15 protein-coding genes are annotated in these 19,789 nt (G+C 69.6%); 5 read left to right on the forward strand and 10 right to left on the reverse strand.

What is annotated here, in order from left to right:
* Positions 1–82 precede the first annotated feature (82 nt).
* Positions 83–760 carry a hemolysin III family protein gene (locus tag QFZ67_RS14075; RefSeq protein WP_307661443.1) on the forward strand — a complete coding sequence of 226 codons (678 nt, stop codon included), beginning with the start codon at positions 83–85 and terminating at the stop codon, positions 758–760.
* Between the two features lie 86 nt (positions 761–846).
* Positions 847–1,482 carry a TetR/AcrR family transcriptional regulator gene (locus tag QFZ67_RS14080; protein WP_307661444.1) on the forward strand — a complete coding sequence of 212 codons (636 nt, stop codon included), beginning with the start codon at positions 847–849 and terminating at the stop codon, positions 1,480–1,482.
* A gap of 62 nt (positions 1,483–1,544) precedes the next feature.
* Here the strand turns inward: QFZ67_RS14080 and QFZ67_RS14085 are convergent, their stop codons facing one another.
* The 5 genes from QFZ67_RS14085 to QFZ67_RS14105 all read right to left on the reverse strand — a co-directional run bounded on the left by QFZ67_RS14085 (position 1,545) and on the right by QFZ67_RS14105 (position 10,508).
* Positions 1,545–4,121: a galactose oxidase-like domain-containing protein gene (locus QFZ67_RS14085; RefSeq protein WP_307661445.1), complete on the reverse strand. Its 2,577-nt coding sequence runs from the start codon at positions 4,119–4,121 to the stop codon at positions 1,545–1,547.
* Entirely contained in the window at positions 4,121–5,356 is a 1,236-nt protein-coding gene (locus tag QFZ67_RS14090; RefSeq protein ID WP_307661446.1) for a glycosyltransferase, read from the reverse strand. The genes QFZ67_RS14085 and QFZ67_RS14090 overlap by 1 nt, the downstream gene beginning before the upstream one ends.
* Complete coding sequence (locus QFZ67_RS14095) at positions 5,353–7,017, reverse strand: glycosyltransferase family 39 protein (RefSeq protein ID WP_307661447.1); 1,665 nt, start codon at positions 7,015–7,017, stop codon at positions 5,353–5,355. Before QFZ67_RS14095 ends, QFZ67_RS14090 begins: the two co-directional genes overlap by 4 nt.
* Positions 7,014–8,228 (reverse strand): glycosyltransferase, encoded by a 1,215-nt coding sequence (locus tag QFZ67_RS14100; RefSeq protein ID WP_307665838.1) that lies wholly within the window; start codon positions 8,226–8,228, stop codon positions 7,014–7,016. Before QFZ67_RS14100 ends, QFZ67_RS14095 begins: the two co-directional genes overlap by 4 nt.
* A gap of 228 nt (positions 8,229–8,456) precedes the next feature.
* Entirely contained in the window at positions 8,457–10,508 is a 2,052-nt protein-coding gene (locus tag QFZ67_RS14105; RefSeq protein ID WP_307661448.1) for a thioredoxin domain-containing protein, read from the reverse strand.
* Positions 10,509–10,662: 154 nt separating this feature from the next.
* Between QFZ67_RS14105 and QFZ67_RS14110 the strand changes: the two genes are divergently transcribed.
* The gene (locus QFZ67_RS14110) at positions 10,663–13,869 is read left to right on the forward strand and encodes a tetratricopeptide repeat protein (protein ID WP_307661449.1); all 3,207 of its coding nucleotides are present in this window, start codon (positions 10,663–10,665) and stop codon (positions 13,867–13,869) included.
* A gap of 147 nt (positions 13,870–14,016) precedes the next feature.
* On the opposite strand, the gene QFZ67_RS14115 is transcribed toward QFZ67_RS14110, so the two are convergent.
* Both QFZ67_RS14115 and mca read right to left on the reverse strand, forming a co-directional pair.
* Positions 14,017–14,271: a hypothetical protein gene (locus tag QFZ67_RS14115; protein ID WP_307661450.1), complete on the reverse strand. Its 255-nt coding sequence runs from the start codon at positions 14,269–14,271 to the stop codon at positions 14,017–14,019.
* Positions 14,264–15,145, reverse strand: a complete 882-nt coding sequence (mca, locus tag QFZ67_RS14120; RefSeq protein ID WP_307661451.1) for a mycothiol conjugate amidase Mca — start codon at positions 15,143–15,145, stop codon at positions 14,264–14,266. Before mca ends, QFZ67_RS14115 begins: the two co-directional genes overlap by 8 nt.
* Positions 15,146–15,298: 153 nt before the next feature.
* Between mca and QFZ67_RS14125 the strand changes: the two genes are divergently transcribed.
* Positions 15,299–15,703, forward strand: coding sequence for a DUF4307 domain-containing protein (locus QFZ67_RS14125; RefSeq protein WP_307661452.1), 405 nt, complete (start codon positions 15,299–15,301; stop codon positions 15,701–15,703).
* A 173-nt stretch (positions 15,704–15,876) separates the two neighbouring features.
* Positions 15,877–16,374, forward strand: coding sequence for a transcription elongation factor GreA (gene greA, locus QFZ67_RS14130; RefSeq protein WP_307661453.1), 498 nt, complete (start codon positions 15,877–15,879; stop codon positions 16,372–16,374).
* 68 nt (positions 16,375–16,442) lie between these two features.
* Here greA and QFZ67_RS14135 read toward each other — a convergent pair whose 3' ends face one another.
* From QFZ67_RS14135 to ilvA, 3 genes are all read right to left on the reverse strand, one after another.
* Positions 16,443–17,303, reverse strand: a complete 861-nt coding sequence (locus QFZ67_RS14135) for an ABC transporter permease (RefSeq protein WP_307661454.1) — start codon at positions 17,301–17,303, stop codon at positions 16,443–16,445.
* Positions 17,300–18,346 carry an ATP-binding cassette domain-containing protein gene (locus tag QFZ67_RS14140; RefSeq protein ID WP_307661455.1) on the reverse strand — a complete coding sequence of 349 codons (1,047 nt, stop codon included), beginning with the start codon at positions 18,344–18,346 and terminating at the stop codon, positions 17,300–17,302. The genes QFZ67_RS14135 and QFZ67_RS14140 overlap by 4 nt, the downstream gene beginning before the upstream one ends.
* A 194-nt stretch (positions 18,347–18,540) precedes the next feature.
* Positions 18,541–19,770 carry a threonine ammonia-lyase gene (gene ilvA / locus QFZ67_RS14145; protein ID WP_307661456.1) on the reverse strand — a complete coding sequence of 410 codons (1,230 nt, stop codon included), beginning with the start codon at positions 19,768–19,770 and terminating at the stop codon, positions 18,541–18,543.
* Positions 19,771–19,789 lie beyond the last annotated feature (19 nt).

Genomic DNA, 19,789 nt, shown 5'->3' on the forward strand with positions numbered 1-19,789 from the left:
GCTCGGGCCGGGCAGCAGGGGGGCACGGCGAGGAGGTACGGACCCATCCGTTACCTACGGTTGCGTAGGTAACATCCTCGTCATGACTGCTGCCGCGCCAGAAGTGACCGACATAGAGCCACCCCCTGTGAAGCCGAGGCTGCGCGGCTGGCTGCACGCCGGGATGTTTCCCGCCGTTCTGGTCGCGGGACTGGTGCTCACGGCGCTCGCCGACTCCACCCGGGCCCGGGTGGCCTGCGCGATCTACGTCTTCACCGCATGCCTGCTCTTCGGCGTGAGCGCCCTCTACCACCGCGGCAACTGGGGCCCGCGCGGCGAAGCCGTGCTGCGCAGGCTCGACCACGCCAATATCTTCCTGATCATCGCGGGCACGTACACCCCGCTGACGATGCTCCTGCTCCCCGCTTCCTCCGGCCGGGCGCTGCTCTGGGCTGTCTGGGCGGCGGCCGTGGCGGGCATCGCGTTCCGGGTCTTCTGGGTCGGCGCCCCGCGCTGGCTCTACACGCCCTGCTACATCGCGATGGGCTGGGCGGCCGTCTTCTTCCTGCCCGACTTCATGCGCGCCGGCGGGATCGCGGTGCTCGTCTGCGTGATCGTCGGCGGGCTGCTCTACAGCGCGGGCGGCGTGATCTACGGAATGAAGCGGCCGAATCCGTCACCGCGGTGGTTCGGCTTCCACGAGGTCTTCCACTCCCTCACGCTCGCGGCGTTCATCGTGCATTACGTGGGCATCTCGCTGGTCGCCTACCAGCACTCATGAGCATCTTTTGAGAGTGGCAGTCATTTGACATTGACTCTCAGGCTGGCTGCCATGTCCCGCCGCCGCGATGCAGGACAATGACGGACATGGCCGCCACCACACATAGCCCCACGCGCGATTCCCTCGCGAAAGCGCAGCCACAGCTCGGCCTGCGCGAGCGCAAGAAGCTCAAGACTCGGATCGCGATCCGCCGGGCGACCTACCGGCTCATCTCGGAGCAGGGGTACGAGGCGACCACCATCGAGCAGATCGCGGAGGCCGCGGAGGTCTCCCCCTCCACGGTCTTCCGCTACTTCCCGACCAAGGAAGACATCGTCCTCACCGACGAGTACGACCCGGTCATGGAAGCGGAACTGCGGGCACGTCCGGCCGACGAGGACCCGCTGGACTCGATCCGGCATGTGATCACGCACCGCCTGTCGACCTTCGTCCAGGACGAGCGCGAGGAGGTCATTCAGCGCACCAAGCTGCTGGTGGAGGTTCCGGCGGTCCGGGCCAGGATGACCGAGGCCATGGACACCACGTCCGAGCTGCTGGTCCACGCACTCGCCGACCGCACCGGCCGGGACCACGAGGACCTGGACGTACGGGTCTTCACGGCGGCGGTGCTCGGGGCGCTGCGCGAGGTGATGCTGTACTGGGCGGCGCGGGACCACCAGGACGATCTGGCCGACCTGGTGGACCGCGCGCTGACGACGATGCGGGGCGGGCTGAAGCTCTGACCCGGGGCTCCGCCCCGGACCCAGCGGACACGCCCCGAAGGGCGTGCCCGAACCGCCCGGGGCTACCTCGCCCCGTCCCCCTTCCCGCACGCCAACCCGTCCCTGTTCGGGTCGAGCCGCAAGGGGTCGTCCCTCCCGTTCACCTTCAGCCGTCCGTACTCATGCGCCGCCAGCCACCCGCACCGCGCCGCCGTCGTCGCCTTCACCTCCCGTGGGAACACCGTGGGGACACAGACCCCGGCCGCGCCGTAGTGCCGGTCGCAGCCCGCGATCTGCGGGCTCACCGGCGCCGAACTCCGCTTCTTCTGTGCCTTCTTCGGCGCCTTCGCCGGAGCGTCCGCGAAGTCGTGGACATGCGCGGACGGGGCATCGGCCGCCATCGCCGCCGGTCCCCCGAGATGCACCCACTCGGCCACCGACGGGATCCCGTTCGCGTCGACCGCGAAGAGCATGTACCAGCCGGGCGGCGCCATATTGGGGTTGCTGGTGACATTGAGGTCGATGTTGTTGCCGTCCACCGTCATCGGCAGATCCAGGAACCGCTGGTTGGGGTCGGAGGAGTGCGTGACCGCGGCCGGGCGGATCAACTCCGCCTTGGCGATGGGCCGGTCGACCGTGATCCGCTGGGTGTCCCCGTACGTCCACTGCCCGTCGATCACCGAAGTGATCTTCGGCCGGGCGCCCTTGAGCAGATACGGCGGCGTGTAGACGGACACATTGTGGTTGTACGTGCCGTTGCCCGGGTTGTCGCCCACCGCCATCACCCGCCCGTCCGGCAGCAGAAAGGCCGAGGAGTGGTACGTCCGCGGGATCGGGTCCGTCGCGAGACCCTCCTCGTAGGTATTGGTCGCCGGGTCGAAGAACGACGCCTCGTACACCGGGTCGGCCCGGTCGTGCAGCCCGCCGCCCGTCTCGAAGACCTTCCCGTCGGGCAGCAGCACGGCCGAGACGAACATCTTGCCCTCGGCGCCGGTCTGCGGCCGCTTACCCTGCCCCTGGTCGACCTGGCCCTGCGGCAGCAACGGACCGTGTGTATAGGCCGGGTTCGGGTCCTTGAGGTCGATGATGTCGGTGAAGCGGTTGGCGGCCGGGTTGGTCTCGTTGTTGCCGCCGCCGATCGTCAGCACCCGCTGGTCCTGGGCGGGCGGCAGCAGCACGCTCGCCGACTCGTCCCGCTGGTCCTTGTTCTGCAGACCGGGCACATCGGTGATGGTGTTGGCGGTGTAGTCGTAGATGGAGGCGCCGGAGCCCTGTGTGCCGTTGCCGAAGACATGGCTGCCGGAGTAGAAGAGCCGTCCGTCCTGCATAAGGATCATCGACGGGTACAGACCCCAGTACGACCAGGTCTGGTTGACCTCGTACCACGGCAGCCACTTGTTCTGGGCCGCCGAGAACTTCTCGGCCGTCACATTGCCCGTCGAGTCCTCCTTCAGACCGCCGAAGGAGATGACGTCGCCGTTGCCGAGGATCGTCGCCGACGGATACCAGTGGCCGCCGTTCATGTCGTTCGTCTTCGTATACGTCTCGGTCGCCGGGTCGAAGATGTACGAGTCCTTCAGCCCCTGATAGCCGATCGTGCCGTCGGCCGACGGATAGCCCTTGTTGCCGCTCATCACCAGGACCTTGCCGTCCTGGAGCTGCACATGGCCGGCGCAGAACATGTCCACGGGAGTGGGAATGGTCCGGAAGGCGCCGGTGGCCGGGTCATAGACGGCGGAGGTGAAGGTGCCCGCCTGGAACAGCGCTTCATCGTTGCCGGAGCCCGCGATGACGAGCACCTTCCCGTTGTGCAGAACCACGGAATGCATGGAACGCACCGGGTTCTGGACCGGCAGGACGTCCCAACGGCCCTTGGCGCACTCCTCCGTCGTGCCCGTGCACACGGGGTCGGGGGCAGGTACGGTCACTTCCTCCATGACGTAGTCGTCGGTGGTGACCGAGCCCGTGCCGTAGACGGACACGCCCCAGGTGATCTGGTCGGTGCCGGGCGGGACGGCGGGGGTGCGGACCTCGACCCGCTCGTAACCGGCGCTCATCGGAAGGGTCTTGAGGTCCGTCCAGTACTGCCAGCCGCCCGTCACGTCGTGCCGGAAAAGCGTGACGGCGGTGTCGGGGGTGGTGCTCTTGTACCAGAGGGAGAGGTCGTACTGGCTGTCCGGCTTCACCTTGGGCGCGCAGACCGCGTCCTCGGTGATCAGGGCCTTGCGGTCGCCGTCGACCCGGCGGCTCAGCGAGACCTTCATGGCCTTGGTGCCCGAGTGGGCGTCGGCGACGGTCTCGAAGGCGAAGTCGTTGTCGCCCCAGCCGGACTTCTCCCAGCAGGCGGGCATGTCGGCAACGCCGGCGGTCTCGAAGCCCGGATTGGTGATCAGGTTGGGCGGGCCGGCGGAAGCCTGCTGCGGGGCGGATATCAGCAGCCCCCCGGTGAGCGCGGCTACGGCGAGCAGCGCGACGCGACGTCTCGCGCCTTGCCGCGCGACACGGCGTCTCCCGCCTTGCGGCGCAGTGCGGCGTCTCCCGCTTCGCAGCGCGGCGCCCGCCGCTCGCATGCGGCGCGGCGCGCGGATGCGCGGCAGGCGCGGCTTGGACGCGCGGGTCTCTGGCCCCGAGGGCCCGGGTGTGGGTGGCTCGGCTGGCATTACACGGTCCTTTCCTTGCGGCTCCCTCGACTGCTGCGGCTGTTGCTGCCGCCTCCCTCGTCCCGGTGGCGCCCACCGCTGCGCGGCAGATAGACAAGCGCCTCCGTCGCCGCGAACCGCAGGACGAACGTGGTCAGCAGCGCCAGCGCGGTGGCGGGCAGCACCGCCATCTCCATCCGGCCCACGAACAGCGCGATCAGCGGGATACGCAGCAGCAGATCGGCGTTGGCGAGCAGCGCGAACCGGCCCACCCGGTCCGCCCAGTGCCGGTACCTACGGCGGTCCCGGAACAGCAGCACCTCGATGAGGAGGAAGTTCCAGATCACGCCGAACTGGTTGGCGACGATCTCGGCCGGCAGATAGTGCATTCCGGCTGCGGTCAGGACATGCAGCCCGAGCAGGTTCGGCAGAAAGCCGGTGAGGCCGATCAGTCCGAAGGCCACCATCCGGGCCGCCGGTGATGCCGTACGCAGCGCGACGAGATGCCCGAGGAAGCGCATCCCTTCCTTCGCCGTCGACTTGGACTCGCCGGCGAACCTCTCCTGGAAGACGAACGGCACCTCGGCGACCGTCTCAGGGCGGCAGCGCACCGCCAGCTCCAGCAGGATCTTGTAACCGAGCGGCTTCAGCGCCTCGGCCGTCACCGCGCTGCGCCGGATCGCGAAGAAGCCGCTCATCGGGTCGCTGATGCCGCGCAGCCTGCGCGGGAAGAGTGCCTTCGTCAGCCAGGTCGCCCCGCGCGAGACGGCGATACGGTAGCCGCCGGCGAGGCCCGCACGGCTGCCGCCGCGGATGTAGCGGCTGGCGACGACGAGATCGGCGCCCGACCGCTCCCCCGCCGCGACGAGTTCCGGCACGAGCTCGGGCGGGTGCTGGAGGTCGGCGTCCATGACGACGATCCAGTCGGAGCCCGCGCCCTTCAGACCTTCGACGACCGCGCCGCCGAGCCCGCCGGTCGGGACGTCGCGGTGCAGTACGGCGACCGGGAACGGGCAGTCCTGCGCGGCGCCGCGGATCACGTCCGGGGTGTCGTCCGTCGAGTCGTCGACGAAGACGACCTCGCAGGGCAGCCGGGACGGCACGGACTCGGTGAGCTGGTGGAGCAACTCCCTTATGTTCTCGGACTCGTTGAAGGTCGGGATGATGACGGTGACGGCCCCGGGCTCGGCGAGCTGGGCGGCACTGAGTTCCGGATCGCCGAGTTCCTCGGCTCCAGTACGGGGGGTGGTGGTCATCGCTCGCCTCCGGTGATCCGGCGAATCTCGATCCGGTCCTCGCCGTCGCCGAAGACGGCGACGGGCTTCGAATGTTCAAGTGCCGCCTTGACGTTGGGCAGGTCGACGGCGTCGCGGCGGACGGTCGGCGACGAGACGACATAGTCGAGATCCCGCCAGCCGCGCGGGATCGTCTTCGTCACCGCGGGGTCGAGGTCGGCCTTGTAGAACCAGATCGCTCCGGTGCCCGGCTCGAACCCGTCGTGCACGAGGTCCAGCCAGAGCGCGTCGTCGACCAGGACCCGGGTGGACGCGGGGTCGGCGACCTCGTTCTGCATCCAGGAAGCGGCCGCGCGGTAGGGGGCGTTGGCGTCGACGGTGAGGGCGTCGCGGTTTCCGGCGTACCAGCTCGGCACGACGTATGCGGCGGCGGCAAGGGCGAGGGCGGCGGCGACCGTCCGCCGGAGGGGCTTGAAGTCAGCCCGTCCGGCAATTGAGGACTGGGGGTCTGGGGGCGAAGCCCCCAGCCTTCGCCGCAGCACCGCGTGCGCCACGCTCGCCGCGCCGCCCGCCAGCACCAGTGCCAGGAACGGCAGCGCCTGGATGACGTACATCGCGGGCAGATAGCCGGAGGGCCTCATCGCGACGAGCGCGAGGATCGCCACCACCAGCGCCGGTCCGGCGAGCGCGCGTGCGGTGACCGACCAGCGCAGGGTCACCAGCAGCAGGGCCGCGCCGGCGAGTCCGCCGAGCGGCAGCACCCGGTCGTAGTAGAGCCAGGACCGGAAGACGCCGTGCGAGCCCGAGCCCGAATCGAAGATGGAGCCCGAGCCCTCGCGGCCCATCTGGTACGTGATCCCGTCGATCAGCGACACATGGCCGGGCCCGGGGAACAGCTCATTGTTGAGCAGCGCGAAGAGCGGATACGCGAGCCCGATCAGCGCACATGCGGTGATCGCGCCGGTCACCGCGAACTTACGGGTGTCCCGGTGGCTGTGCCGCCACATCGTCACCAGCAGCGCGGGCAGCACCACCAGCATCGTCTCTTTGGTGAGCACCGAGGTCGCGGCGGCGAGCCCGGCGGCGAAGTGATGCCACAGATGGCGGCTGGGGGACGCGGCCAGGCAGAACGCCAGCAGCATCCACATCACCGCGATGTTGTCCAGGAAGATCTCGCGCTGGAGGACCACGGAGAGCGGGGAGAGCCCGAAGAGCAGCATCGCAAGACCGGCGGCCCAGCGCGGCAGGAACAGCCGGCGCGCCAGTATGTACAGCAGCACCGCGCACGCCGCGCTGACCAGCAGCATCGCGAACCGCATCGTCGCCACGGTCATCGTCTCGGGCGCGATCAGCGACGGAATCCAGGTGAGCGCGGCTATCTGGATCCAGCCGAGCGGCGGATGGTCGTACCAGTACGTGTAGTGCGCGAGCCCGTCGCCCTGCTGTACCGCCCAGGCCTGGGCGAGATAGGTGCCTTCGTCGTCGCTGAGGGTCGGGAAGTGCGTGATGTTCCAGCCCTGGACGAGCAGGATCACGGCCAGCAGCCCGAAGCACAGCAGGAGATCGGGCCGCGAGCTGCGGAAGCGTATGACGGGCCGGATGTGGACGGGCACCGTCGGCCGGGGCTTCGAGGCAGCGGGCAGAGTGGCGGTGTCAGGAGCCGGAGGCAGAGTTGTGGTCACCGGTGGGCGTCCTCTCGGGTCTCGGTGAGATGCGCGCCGACATGACTGGTCAGCTCCCACTCGTTGCGTCCCCGCTGCTCCCGCCAGACGGCGCGTATCGCGGCGCCGGCCAGGAGGACCTGGTAGAAGGGGCCGCCGACGATGAGCTTCAGGTAGTGGACGGTCCGGACGCGAAGGCCGTACTGCTTGCCGAAGTCGTGCAGCCCGACGATCTCGAAGACGACGGTGACCATGGCCGTGATCAGCGGCAGGAAGGTCACGATGGCGATCCCGACGGGGACGTCGAGGAAGAGCGCGATGGCCACGTTGAGCGGGATGATCACGCCGGAGAAGGCCTGCAGGAATGGCGTCATCAGGGTGTAGCGGGCGAGCCACCGCTGTCCGAAGCCCGGGAGCTGTTTCCAGTCCTTCTTCCGGTAGACCTGCAGAAAGCCCTGGTTCCAGCGGGTGCGCTGCTTGAGCAGGCTCATCAGCGTGCCGGGGGTCTCCTCACGGGTGACCATGTCGCTGTCGTACGCGACGACGACCTTCTTGCCGACGGACGAGAGCCGGACGCCCAGGTCGCAGTCCTCGGCAAGGCAGTTGGGGTCCCAGCCGTCCGCTTCGCGCAGCACAGCCGTTCGGACGAAGACGGTGTTGCCGCCGAGCGGGATGAAGCCCTTCTGTGCGTGCAGATGCAGGCGGCTGCGGAACCAGAAGAAGTACTCCAGGCAGTTGCGCAGGCTGTACCAGCTGGAGTGGAAGTTGATCAGCTGTACGCCGCCCTGGACGACGTCCGCGCCGGTGGAGGTGAAGGCGTGGTCGACATGGGCGAGCAGCTCGGGGTGGACCTGGTCCTCGGCGTCGAAGACGCCCACGATGTCGCCGCGGCAGTGCGGCAGCGCGGTGTTGAGGGCCTTGGGCTTGTTCTTCACCTCATGCGTGTCGGTGATGACCCGCACCCGCACCGGATCGCGCGCGGCCGAACGCTCGGCGACCGCCGCCGTCTCCGGGTCGTCGTGGCCGACGATCACGATGATCTCGAAGTTGGAGTGGCTGGACTCCAGCAGCCGCTCGATGGTGTGCTCCAGCACGGCCTGCTCGTGGCGGGCCGGCAGAAGCAGGGAGAAAGAAAGCCCGACGCCGCCGTCGGGCCGGTCGAACCGGGTCGCCGCGAGTATCTCGGGCGTACGCCAGGCATGCATCTGCCACCACAGCGTGAACGCCGCCATCCAGAACAGCGCCACGGAAATGGCAACAACGAACACCGATATGAGCACCGAAAGGTCCCCCCTTGGACCTGCGCCCCGGCAGCAGGACCCCCCTGGCCGGCGACACACCTGTGTCAGCCTCGGTGCGGCACTCCCCAGTGCAGACCCTCGGCTACTCCTCGTGCCCAGGACCCTATAGGCGGAAGGTTAAAGTCCGGTGCTCGCCTGATAAAAACTGAAGTTGCGCAGTCAATTGGCGAGTTTTCGGGCAAGTACGGACGCGTTCGCGGTAGGGGCGTCACAAACGAAGCGCTTGCACACGTACGCGGCGGGGCTGCCGTCCACCAGAGGACGGTCCCGCAGCAGCGGGAACTCCTCGCTGCCCGGTTCGCCGACCGCGACCACCGAGCCCGGGGCCTGCGACAACAGCGCCGTACGGTGCAACTCCCGTGTCGCCGCGTCGTCCTGAGGGCCGACCACCGCCACCTCGCGCGGCCCGTCCAGCAGCGCCTCCGCGACCGCGAGCCCCCAGCCGGTGAAACGCGGGGCCCGCGGCCCGAGCGCCTTCACCACGCCCAACGCGCCCTCCGCGGCGGTGCGATGGGCCTCGGAGCCGGTGTGGGCTGCATACGAAAGCAGCGCGCCGGCCGCCGCCGTCCAGCCGGACGGAGTCGCGCTGTCCGTCGGGTCCTGGGGGCGGCGGATCAGCCGCTCGGCGTCGTGCGCGGTGTCGTACAGCGCCCCGCCCTCGGCCACGAACTGGTCGATGACGATGTCCAGCAGAAAGCCGGCGAAATCCAGCCAAACGCCTTCACCCGTCACGCCCGCGAGCGCCAGGAAACCCTCCGCGACATTCGCATAGTCCTCCAACACTCCTGAATTCGCGCCGACTTGGCCGCCCTTGGAGGTACGGGCGAGGCGCGCCGCGCTGTCCATGTGCAGCCGCACCAGCAGATCGGCGGCCTCAGTGGCCCGCTCGACGAGATCCGGCCGTTCGAAGTACGCGCCGACCTCGGCGAGCGCCGCGATCGCGAGGCCGTTCCAGGCGGCGACCACCTTGTCGTCCCGCTCGGGGCGCGGCCGCTGCGCCCGTGCCGCAAGCAGCCGCTCCTTGACCGACGATTCGACCTCCTCGTCCGGGAGTTGAAGGACAGAGGCGCCCTCCTCGAAGGTCCCCTCCTCCGTCACCCCGAACAGCTCGGCGGCCCGCCGCCCGTCCTCGTCCCCCAGCACCTCGCGCAGCTGCTCCGGCGTCCACACATAGAACGCACCCTCGACATGCTTGCCCGTACCTCCCCCAGAGCCTTCGGCCCGGGGGTGCCCCCATCCGTCTCCGACGGCGCTGTCCGCGTCGAGCGCCGAGGCGAACCCGCCCTCGGCCGTGCGCAGCTCCCGCACCATGAAGTCCGCGGTCTCCAGCGCCACCCGCCGGGCCAGCTCCGAACCGGTCGCCCGCCACAGGTGTGCGTACACCCGGCACAGCAGGGCGTTGTCGTAGAGCATCTTCTCGAAGTGCGGCACCACCCACTCGCGGTCCACCGAGTACCGCGCGAAGCCGCCGCCGAGCTGGTCGTACATCCCGCCGCGGGCCATCGCCGCACACGTTTCCGCGGCCATCTCCAGTGCAGCCTCGGCCCCGGTCCGGGCGTAGTGCCGCAGCAGGAACTCGACGACCATCGACGGCGGGAACTTGGGCGCGCCGCCGAAGCCGCCGTGCCGCTCGTCGTACTCCCGGGTCAGCCCGAGCAGCGCCTGCGCCAGCTCCTCCTCGCCCGGCACTCCCTCGCCGCCGTACGCGAGCGAGCGCCCGGCCAGATCCCGGACGATCTTCCCGGCGACCTCGCCGACCTCGTCCCGCCGGTCGGCCCAGGCGGCCGCGACCCCTTCGAGGACCTGCCGGAAGGAGGCCATTCCGTGCCGGGGCTCGGGCGGGAAGTACGTACCGAAGTAGAAGGGCTCGCCGTCCGCCGTGAGGAAGACGGTCATGGGCCAGCCACCCTGCCCGGTGGCGGCCTGCACGGCCTCCATATAGACCGCGTCGACGTCGGGCCGCTCCTCTCGATCGACCTTGATGTTGACGAAATGCTCGTTCATGTAGGCGGCCGTTTGTTCATCTTCGAAACTTTCAACTGCCAGAACATGACACCAGTGGCAACTCGAATAGCCGACGCTCAGCAGCACGGGTACCCCGCGCCTCCGGGCCTCGTCGAAGGCCTCGCCCGACCACGGCCACCAGTCGACCGGGTTGTCGGCGTGCTGGAGGAGGTAGGGGGAAGTCTCATGGGCGAGGCGGTTCGGCATACTCCCATCTTCTCTCAGGTGCGGATGATCGTCAGACTCTCTCGCGCTGACGCGCCGCACGCAGGACACTTGTCGCCGGAACGGAACCGGAACCGGAACGGGGACCGGAACCGGAACCGGAACGGAACCGGAAGGCTCTCGGAGGGGGACCCATATGCGGGACAGCCATCGGGCGGAAGCCGAGCGGCTGTTGGTACGCGCCGTGGAGGAAGAGGTACGGCGCTCGGGCGGGCGGTCGGACTCGGGCGTGCTGTTGGCACGCGCACGCGCCGCCCTGGACACCATGGCGGCGAATGCGGGCGAGGAGTACGCCGCGTACGAGCAGGCGCTGGTGGAGGCCGAGGCCGGGCAGCAGCCGCTGTCCGCGCAGTTCAGCCGACAGAACTTCTCAACTCCCTTGCTGGTCACGGCCATTGCCGCGGCCGCGGCGATCGGCGCGGACATCGCGCTGGGGACGGCTACGGGTACCGCGCTCGGCGCCGGGGCCGTCGTCGCCGTCGCCGGGGCCGCGACCACCGTCGCCAAGGTGACCGCCTCGCACTGGCCGGCCGCGCACCGTAGAGCCGGGGCGCTGGGGCAGCCGGGCGGGACCGAGCAGCTGCGGTTGCAGTGGCTGACGGCGCTGGAGGTGCGGGGCATCCGCCCGTTCCTGGACCAGCAGCGGATGCTGGCCTCCTCCACCCGTACCGCGAAGAAGACCACCGTGGTGCCGCAGCTGCGCGGCGCGGACCGGAGCGCGGCGGCCCGCAGTCGGTCGGTGCTGGAGCAGTCCTTCGGGCATCTGCCGGAGCCGGAGGGGCCGTTCGCGGGCCGCCGGGACGCGATGACGCAGATCTCGCAGTGGGTGCACGCCGCCCGCGCGTCGACGGAGACCAGGCCGACGGTCGTGGTGCTGTACGGCGCGCCGGGATCGGGGCGCACGACCCTCGCGGTGCGGGCCTCGCACCATCTCAAGGATCAGTTCCGGGGCGCGTGCGTGGTCGATCTGCGCGGCGACAGCGAGCAGCCTCTCTCTACCCGCGATGCACTGCTGCACCTGCTGAACCGGCTGGGCGCGCCGCGCGAACAGCTGCTGTTCCGGGAGCGTTCGTCGGCCGAGCAGCAGGTGCGGCGCCTCGGCGAGCTGTACCACCAGCATCTGACCGGGCTTCCCGTGACGGTGGTGCTGGACGACGCGAGCGACCCGGCGCAGGTGCGCACCCTGGTGCCGGAGCGTTCGGACAGCCTGGTGCTGGTGACCGCGCGCGAGCGGCTCGACCTGCCGGCGGACATTCCGGCGTGGGTGCACCAGCTGCCGGTCGACGCGCTGGACGCGGCCGGCGCGGAGGAGCTGCTGCGGGCCTCGGCCGAGGAGCCCCTGTCCGGCCCGTACGACGCCCAATCGGCCGACGAGGTACGGGAGTTGTGCGGCGGGCTGCCGCTCGCGCTGCGCATCGCCGGCTCCTCGCTCGGCCCGCGGACCGCACATCAGCTGGCGGCAGATCTCGGCGCGTACGGTCCGGTGGGCCCGGTCGAGCGGGCGCTGTGGCTGCGCTACACCGACCAGCCCGAGCAGGCGCGGCGGCTGCTGCGCCGGCTCGCGCTGGCCGGGCGGGCGTCGCTGGGCGCGGCCGCGGCGGCGGCGCTGCTGGCCACGGACGAGCAGGAGTCGCAGCGGCTGCTCACGGGCCTGGCCGACGCGGGACTGATCGACCATGTGCGGGCCAGCCGCTACCGGCTGCACGACGTCGTACGGTCCTTCGCCCGGGCGCGTCTCCTCGACGAGGAGGAGGCCGCGGAGCGTACGGCCGCGCAGGAGCGGCTCATCCAGAACTACGCGGACCTGGCCGGGGCCGTGATCCGCATGGTCGACGGCAAGATGTCCACGCGCGCGGGCCAGTTCGGGGCGCACGGCTTCGCCTCGCTTGACGCGGCGCTGCGCTGGCTGGACGACGAGTCGAGCTTCATCACCTCGGCGCTGCGGCACGCGGAGGGCGTGAACCAGCAGACGGTGCTCAATCTGCTGGGCGCGCTGTGCGACTACTGCCTGCTGCGCGGCGACCTGTACCGGCTCGGCGAGATCAGTGAACTGTCGCAGGCGGTGGACCAGGGCCTGCTGGAACGCTCCGTGCGCTGGCGTACCGGCATCGCGGCCCGGCAGCTCGGCGAGCTCGACAAGGCCCGTACGACACTGTCGTCAGTCGTCGGCCTCTACCGCGAGGCGCAGAACGACTCGGGCACCGCGCTCGCGCTCTGCTCTCTCGGCATCACCCTGCACCACCAGGGCAATCTGACCGAGGCCGCGGCGAAGCTGCACGAGGCGATCGAGCTCCAGTCATCGGACGAGCAGGCCGAGGACCGCGCGTGGTCGCTGCACGCGCTGGCCGCGGTGGAGCGCGACCGGGCCAATCTCGCGGAGGCGCTGACGCTGCTGGCGACGGCGCTGACGCTGCACCGGGAGGGCGAGTCGCTGCACGGCGAGGCGTGGACGCACTTCCAGCTGGGCCAGGTGTGCCTGCGGATGGGCGATGTCCCGCGCGCCGAGTCGGAACTGCGTGCGGCCCTCGATCTGTACGGCCGCACCCGCGACGGACGCGGTGAGGCCTGGGCGCTGACGCAGCTGGCCCGGGCCAGGCTGGTGGACGGCGACCCGGCCCCCGCGGTGGACCAGCTGGGCCAGGCACTGTCCCGCCACCGCGACAACGAGGACGCGCGCGGCGAGGCGTGGACGCTGTACTACCTGGGCCAGGCGCTGGAGGAGCGCGGCGACCGCGACCAGGCGGTACGGGAGCTGGAGCGGGCCCGCACGATGTTCTCCAGGATGCGCGACGTGTACGGCCTGGCCTGCGCCCGCCACCACTCGGGCCGTGTCACCCGGGACCAGCGGGCGGCTCAGACCGGCAACCTGCGCAACTCGGGCTTCGCCCGCCAGCTCCTGGTGGACGCCCGCGCCGACTTCCATCGCATCGGCGTTGCCCACGGCGAGGCATGGACCTGCCTGGAGCTGGCGTTGGTCGACGCGGGCAACAACCGCCCGGGGCAGGCGCTGGCGCTGTGCGACGAGGCGGCGGCCCTGTTCGCCTCGTACCACGACGACCGGGGCGCCGACTGGGCCAGATTCCTGCGCTGCACGCTGCTGCCGTTCGCATCGCCGGGCGGCATCGAGGTCGGCACGGTGGTGGCCCAGGAGGAACTGGCCCAGCTGATGGGCACGACGCACGCGTCGCGCGACGGCAAGCTGGAGGACTGCGCGGAGGCGCTTGCGGTGATGCTGGAACGGGGCGTGCACCTGGAGGACGGCTGGCAGGCCTGGCACCTGGGGATGGTCCCGAACCGCCACGCACGCGAGGTGATGGGCGTCCCGGTACCCGCGGCGACGTAGCGCCGGGGCCGTCCGGCAGCCGGTTCGTCCTCAATCTCCCCCAGACTTCGTCCGGGGGAGATTGAGGCGCGCGGGGTCCGGGGCGGAGCCCCGCAAATCAAGCCTCGCCGGCGATTGAGGCGCGGGCCTGGGGCGGAGCCCCAGCGGTCAGGCCGACGCCGCGCCCGGCTTCCGCTTGCCGTCCGCCGGGGCAGCATCGCCCGCCGGGTCCGGGGCTTCCTCGAAGTTGACCCTGCCCATGTGGCGGTTCATCGACTTCATCAGCAGCCACACGCCCACGGCCAGCGCCGCGAAGACGATGAAGCCGAGGACACCAGGGGTGACCTTGTTGTCGTCGACCTCCTTGGCGAGGGGGACGAGATGCGTCAGTGCGAGGTTTGCGCTTGCGCTCATATCAGGCATTCTCGCGGATGCCCGCGAAGAGGTCGTCCTCGGGGAGGGAAGTATCGACCAGGGACTTGGCGAGCTCGTACTCCTCGGTCGGCCAGACCTTCTTCTGGATCTCCATCGGCACGCGGAACCAGCCGCCGTCCGGGTCGATCTGCGTCGCGTGCGCGATCAGCGCCTTGTCGCGGATCTCGAAGAAGTCCGCGCACGGAACGTACGTGGTCAGGGTGCGCTCGGCGCGCTCGAACTCCTTCCAGCGCTCCAGCCACTCGCCGTACGGGGACTCGATGCCGCGCTCCAGCAGCGCCTCGTGCAGTGCGACCGTACGCGGCCGGTTGAAGCCCTGGTTGTAGTAGAGCTTCTGCGGCTGCCAGACGGGGCCGAACTCGGACTCCGGGAACTTCTCGCCGTCACCCGCACCGTCGAAGGCCACCATCGAGATCTTGTGGGTCATGATGTGGTCGGGGTGGGGGTACCCGCCGTTCTCGTCGTAGGTCGTGACGACCTGCGGGCGGAAGGCGCGGATCGACTTCACCAGACGGCCGGCCGCCACCTCGACGTCCTCCAGCGCGAAGCAGCCCTCGGGCAGCGGCGGCAGCGGATCGCCCTCGGGCAGGCCGGAGTCGACGAAGCCGAGCCACTCCTGCTTGACGCCGAGAATCTCGCGCGCCTCGTCCATCTCTCTCTTGCGCACTTCGTGGATGTGCTCCTCGATGTACGCGTCCCCCTGGAGCTTCGGGTTGAGGATGGAGCCGCGCTCGCCTCCCGTGCAGGTCACGACCAGCACGTCCACCCCCTCGGACACGTACTTGGCCATGGTGGCCGCGCCCTTGCTCGACTCGTCATCGGGGTGGGCGTGAACGGCCATCAGTCGCAGCTGCTCAGTCAAGACTCGATCCTCAGTGATTCGTCGCGAAATAACCGGTGCCGTCCCGCAGGGACGTCGATGTGGGGCGGCGGTCGGGTGGCGGGCGGCAGGCTTCTATAGTGACCGAATCGGGGGACGGAAAATTCCGGCAGCCCGTTCTGGAGAGGATCCACGATGACCGCGGTGCGCGAGCAGCTTCCGGAGGGCCGTTATGGCCGCTCGGCGGACGAGCGCGCCGACCGCATGCTCAAAATCGTGGGCGCGGGCCTCGGGGTGGTGCTGCTCGGAGTGGTCGGCTGGTTCGGTTACGACTACATCGCCGGGCAGAAGATAAGCGCCGAAGTGATCAAATTCCAGATTGTCTCGGACACCGAGGTCCAGGCGCATCTGGAGGTGCGCAAGGACGCGGACGCCACCGGCACCTGTACGCTGCGCTCCCGCTCCGAGGACGGCAGTGAGGTGGGCCGTATCGACGTCGTCGTCGGCCAGCGGGGCGAGAAGCGGATCGACCAGGTCGTGACGGTGCGCACCACGGCGCGCGCAACCAGCGCCGAGCTGGAGCAGTGCACCGCACTCTGACGGCGCGCCGCCGAGGTGGTATCGGCTCTGACCTGCGCTGATGTAATTCTGATGGCTTTCGTCCTCCCCCTTCCGCCACGAAATTGTTAGGCTCGTGGTTTCGCCCATCCATGAAGGCACATCCTTCTGGGTAGGGCGATGCTTTGTATTCCCAGTACCTACGAGGAGCACCTGTGACCCAGACCAGCGAGAACGTCACCTGGCTCACCCAGGAGGCGTACAGCCAGCTGAAGGCCGAGCTGGAGTACCTGTCTGGTCCCGCGCGCACCGAGATCGCCACCAAGATCGCGGCAGCGCGTGAGGAGGGCGACCTGCGCGAGAACGGCGGGTACCACGCGGCCAAGGAGGAGCAGGGCAAGCAGGAGCTCCGTGTGCGCCAGCTGACCCAGCTCCTGGAGAACGCCAAGGTCGGCGAGGCCCCGGCGGCGACCGGTGTGGTGGCCCCCGGCATGGTCGTCACCATCGCCTTCGACGGCGACGAGGACGACACGACGACCTTCCTGCTCGCCTCCCGCGAGTACGCGAGCGACGACATCGAGACGTACTCACCGCAGTCCCCTCTGGGCTCGGGTGTGAACGGCAAGAAGGTCGGCGAGGACGCGGATTACGAGCTGCCCAACGGCAAGAAGGCTTCGGTGAAGATCCTCGAGGCGAAGCCGTACACCGGCTGAGACCGGACAGAGCGAAGGGGCCGGACCGCGTGACGCGGGTCCGGCCCCTTCGCTCTGCGTGCTGCGGATCAGGCGGTCGCCGAGCGGTACTTGCGCACCGCCAGCGTCCGGAACACCACGATGATCAGGACCGACCAGAGGATCGAGGCCAGCACCGGGTGCTCCATCGGCCAGGCGTCGGACGGCGAGACGCCCGGGTTGCCGAAGAGCAGGCGGCAGGCCTGGACCGTGGCGCTGAAGGGGTTCCACTCGGCGATGGGCTGCAGCCAGCCGGCCATTTTGCTGGAGTCCACGAACGCGTTCGAGATGAACGTCACCGGGAACAGCCAGATCAGACCGCCGGAGGTGGCCGCCTCGGGCGTCCGGACCGAGAGTCCGATCAGTGCGCCGATCCACGAGAAGGCGTACCCCAGCAGAAGCAGCAGGGCGAAGGCGCCGAGCGCCTTGGGGAGGCCCTCGTGGATCCGCCAGCCGACGAGGAGGGCGACGATCGTGAGGACCACGACGGTCAGCGCGGTCTGTACGAGGTCCGCGAGCGTACGACCGGTGAGGACCGCGCCGCGGGCCATCGGCAGCGACCGGAACCGGTCGATGAGGCCCTTGTGCATATCGTCGGCGATGCCCGCGCCGGCGCCCGCGGTGGCGAAGGTGACGGTCTGGGCGAAGATGCCGGCCATCAGGAATTCGCGGTAGACGGACGGGGCGGTGGACGAGCCGATCTGCATGGAGCCGCCGAAGACGTAGCTGAACAGCACCACGAACATGACGGGCTGGATCATCCCGAAGATGATCATCTCCGGGATCCGGGTCATCCGTATGAGATTGCGCTTGGCGACGACGAGCGAGTCGTTGACCGACTGCACGATGCCGCCGCGAGGTCTGGGGGCCGTGACCTGCACGGCGTCCGTTGTGGCGGTTGTGGCGGTCACTTCGCGGGCTCCTTCCGGGACTTCTTGACCTTCGCGTCCTGGGCGTTCTGGGCGCCCTGGGCGCCCCTGGCGTCCTCCGGAGCGCCGTTCTCCGCGGCCTCGGTCTCGGCGGCGTGGCCGGTCAGCGAGATGAAGACATCATCGAGGGTGGGGCGGCGCAGGCCGATGTCGTCGATCTCGACGCCGCGGATGTCCAGCTCTCGGATGACCTCGGCGAGCAGCTTGGCGCCGCCGGTGACCGGGACGGTGAGCTTGCGGGTGTGCTCGGCTATCGCGACGTCGCCCTTGCCGAAGCCGAGGAGCACCTCACGGGCCGGGCCGATCTGCTCGCTCGCGTGCACGACGACCTCGACGCGCTCGCCGCCCGTCCGGGCCTTGAGCTGGTCGGAGGTGCCGCGGGCGATGACCTTGCCGTGGTCGACGACGCAGATGTCATGGGCCAGGTGGTCGGCCTCTTCGAGGTACTGGGTGGTGAGCAGCAGTGTCGTACCGCCGCTGACCAGCTCCTGGATGACCTCCCACAGCTGCTGCCGGTTGCGCGGGTCGAGGCCGGTGGTCGGCTCGTCCATGAACATCACCGGCGGCGACACGACCAGGGCCGCGGCGAGGTCGAGGCGGCGGCGCATACCGCCGGAGTACGTCTTGGCGGGGCGGTCGGCGGCGTCGGCGAGGTTGAAGCGCTCGAGCAGCCCGCCCGCCCGCGTCTTCGCGTCCCGCGCGCTCATCTGGTAGAGCTGGCCGACCATTTGGAGGTTCTCGCGGCCGGTCAGATACTCGTCGACCGCGGCGAACTGGCCGGAGAGGCCGATGGAGCGGCGGACTTCGTTCGGATGCTTGAGGACATCGATACCGGCGACGACCGCCTTGCCGCTGTCGGGCTGCAGCAGCGTGGTCAGTACGCGGACGGTGGTGGTCTTGCCGGCGCCGTTCGGGCCGAGAAGTCCCAGAACCGTGCCTTCGGGGACGTCGAGATCGACGCCGTCCAGAGCCCTTACGTCGCCGAAGGTCTTCACCAGACCTTCGGCGTAAATGGCGCCTGGCATATGGGGTCTCCAAGGTGGCAGATGGTGGTCGCATCAGTGCGAAAAGCTCGGATGTGCGTGCGTGCGTGCCCGCGGCTCGGCGGGAACATGGCAAGGAGCCTACAGTAACGCGATACATCGCGTTACTCAAGAGTGTCGCGAATGGCGCAGGTGATGAGTCGCGATAGGTGCAGGACGACAACTCGAACCACGGCTCAGTCGATGATGGTGTAACCCGCATCGCACAGCGCCGCTGCGACCTCCGCGCAGTGCTCCGGGCCCTTCGTCTCCAGGTGCAACTCCACCTCCGCCTCCGTGAGCCCGAGCCGCGGATCGGTCCGTACGTGACTCACATCAAGGACGTTAGCGTCGACCACTGACAACGAGCCGAGAAGTGCGGCAAGGGCCCCCGGCCGGTCCGTCAGGCGCAGCCGCAGCGAGAGATACCGGCCCGCCGCCGCCATGCCGTGCCGCAGTATGCGCTGCATCAGCAGCGGGTCCACATTGCCGCCCGACAGCAGGGCGACAACCGGTCCCTCGAACGCCCGCGGCTCGCTCAGCAGCGCCGCCACCGGACTCGCCCCGGCGGGCTCGACGACGAGTTTCGCCCGCTCCAGGCAGAGCAGCAGCGCGCTGGAAAGCGCGTCTTCGGAGACCGTACGGACTTCGTCGACAAGATCGCCAATGATTTTGAACGGCACGTCCCCGGGGCGGCCCACCTTGATGCCGTCCGCCATCGTCGACAGATGGTCGATCGACACCGGATGCCCCGCGGTGAGCGAGGGCGGATACGCGGCCGCGCCCTCCGCCTGCACACCGATCAGCTTCACATCCGGCCGCAGCGCCTTCACCGCCACCGCGATACCGGCCGCCAGCCCGCCGCCGCCGATGCCGACGACGATCGTGCGCACCTCCGGGCACTGCTCGAGAATCTCCAGGCCGACCGTGCCCTGCCCGGCGATGATGTCGGGGTGGTCGAAGGGGTGGATGAAGACCGCACCCGTCTCGTGCGCGTACTCCTGCGCGGCGGCCAGCGTCTCGTCGATGACATGGCCCTGCATCCGCACATCGGCGCCGTACTCCCTCGTCGCCGCGACCTTCGGCAGCGGCGCTCCCATCGGCATGAACACCGTGGAGCGCACCCCGAGCAGCGACGACGCCAGCGCGACCCCCTGCGCGTGGTTGCCGGCGGACGCGGCGACGACGCCCGCGGCCCGCTCCTCCGGGGAGAGCCCGGCGATCCGTACGTACGCGCCGCGCAGCTTGAACGAGCCGGTGCGCTGCAGGTTCTCGCACTTGAAGTGGACAGGCGCGCCCACCAGCTGCGACAGATGCCTGCTGCCCTCCATCGCGGTCATCCTGGCGACCCCCGCAAGCATCTTCTGTGCCCCCCGGATGTCGTCGAGGATGACGGGGCGAAAGGTGCCAGGCGTACTGAAGGTCATGACGTCAAGTCTCGCAGCT

It is taken from the genome of Streptomyces sp. V1I1 (assembly GCF_030817355.1).
Taxonomy (GTDB): domain Bacteria; phylum Actinomycetota; class Actinomycetes; order Streptomycetales; family Streptomycetaceae; genus Streptomyces.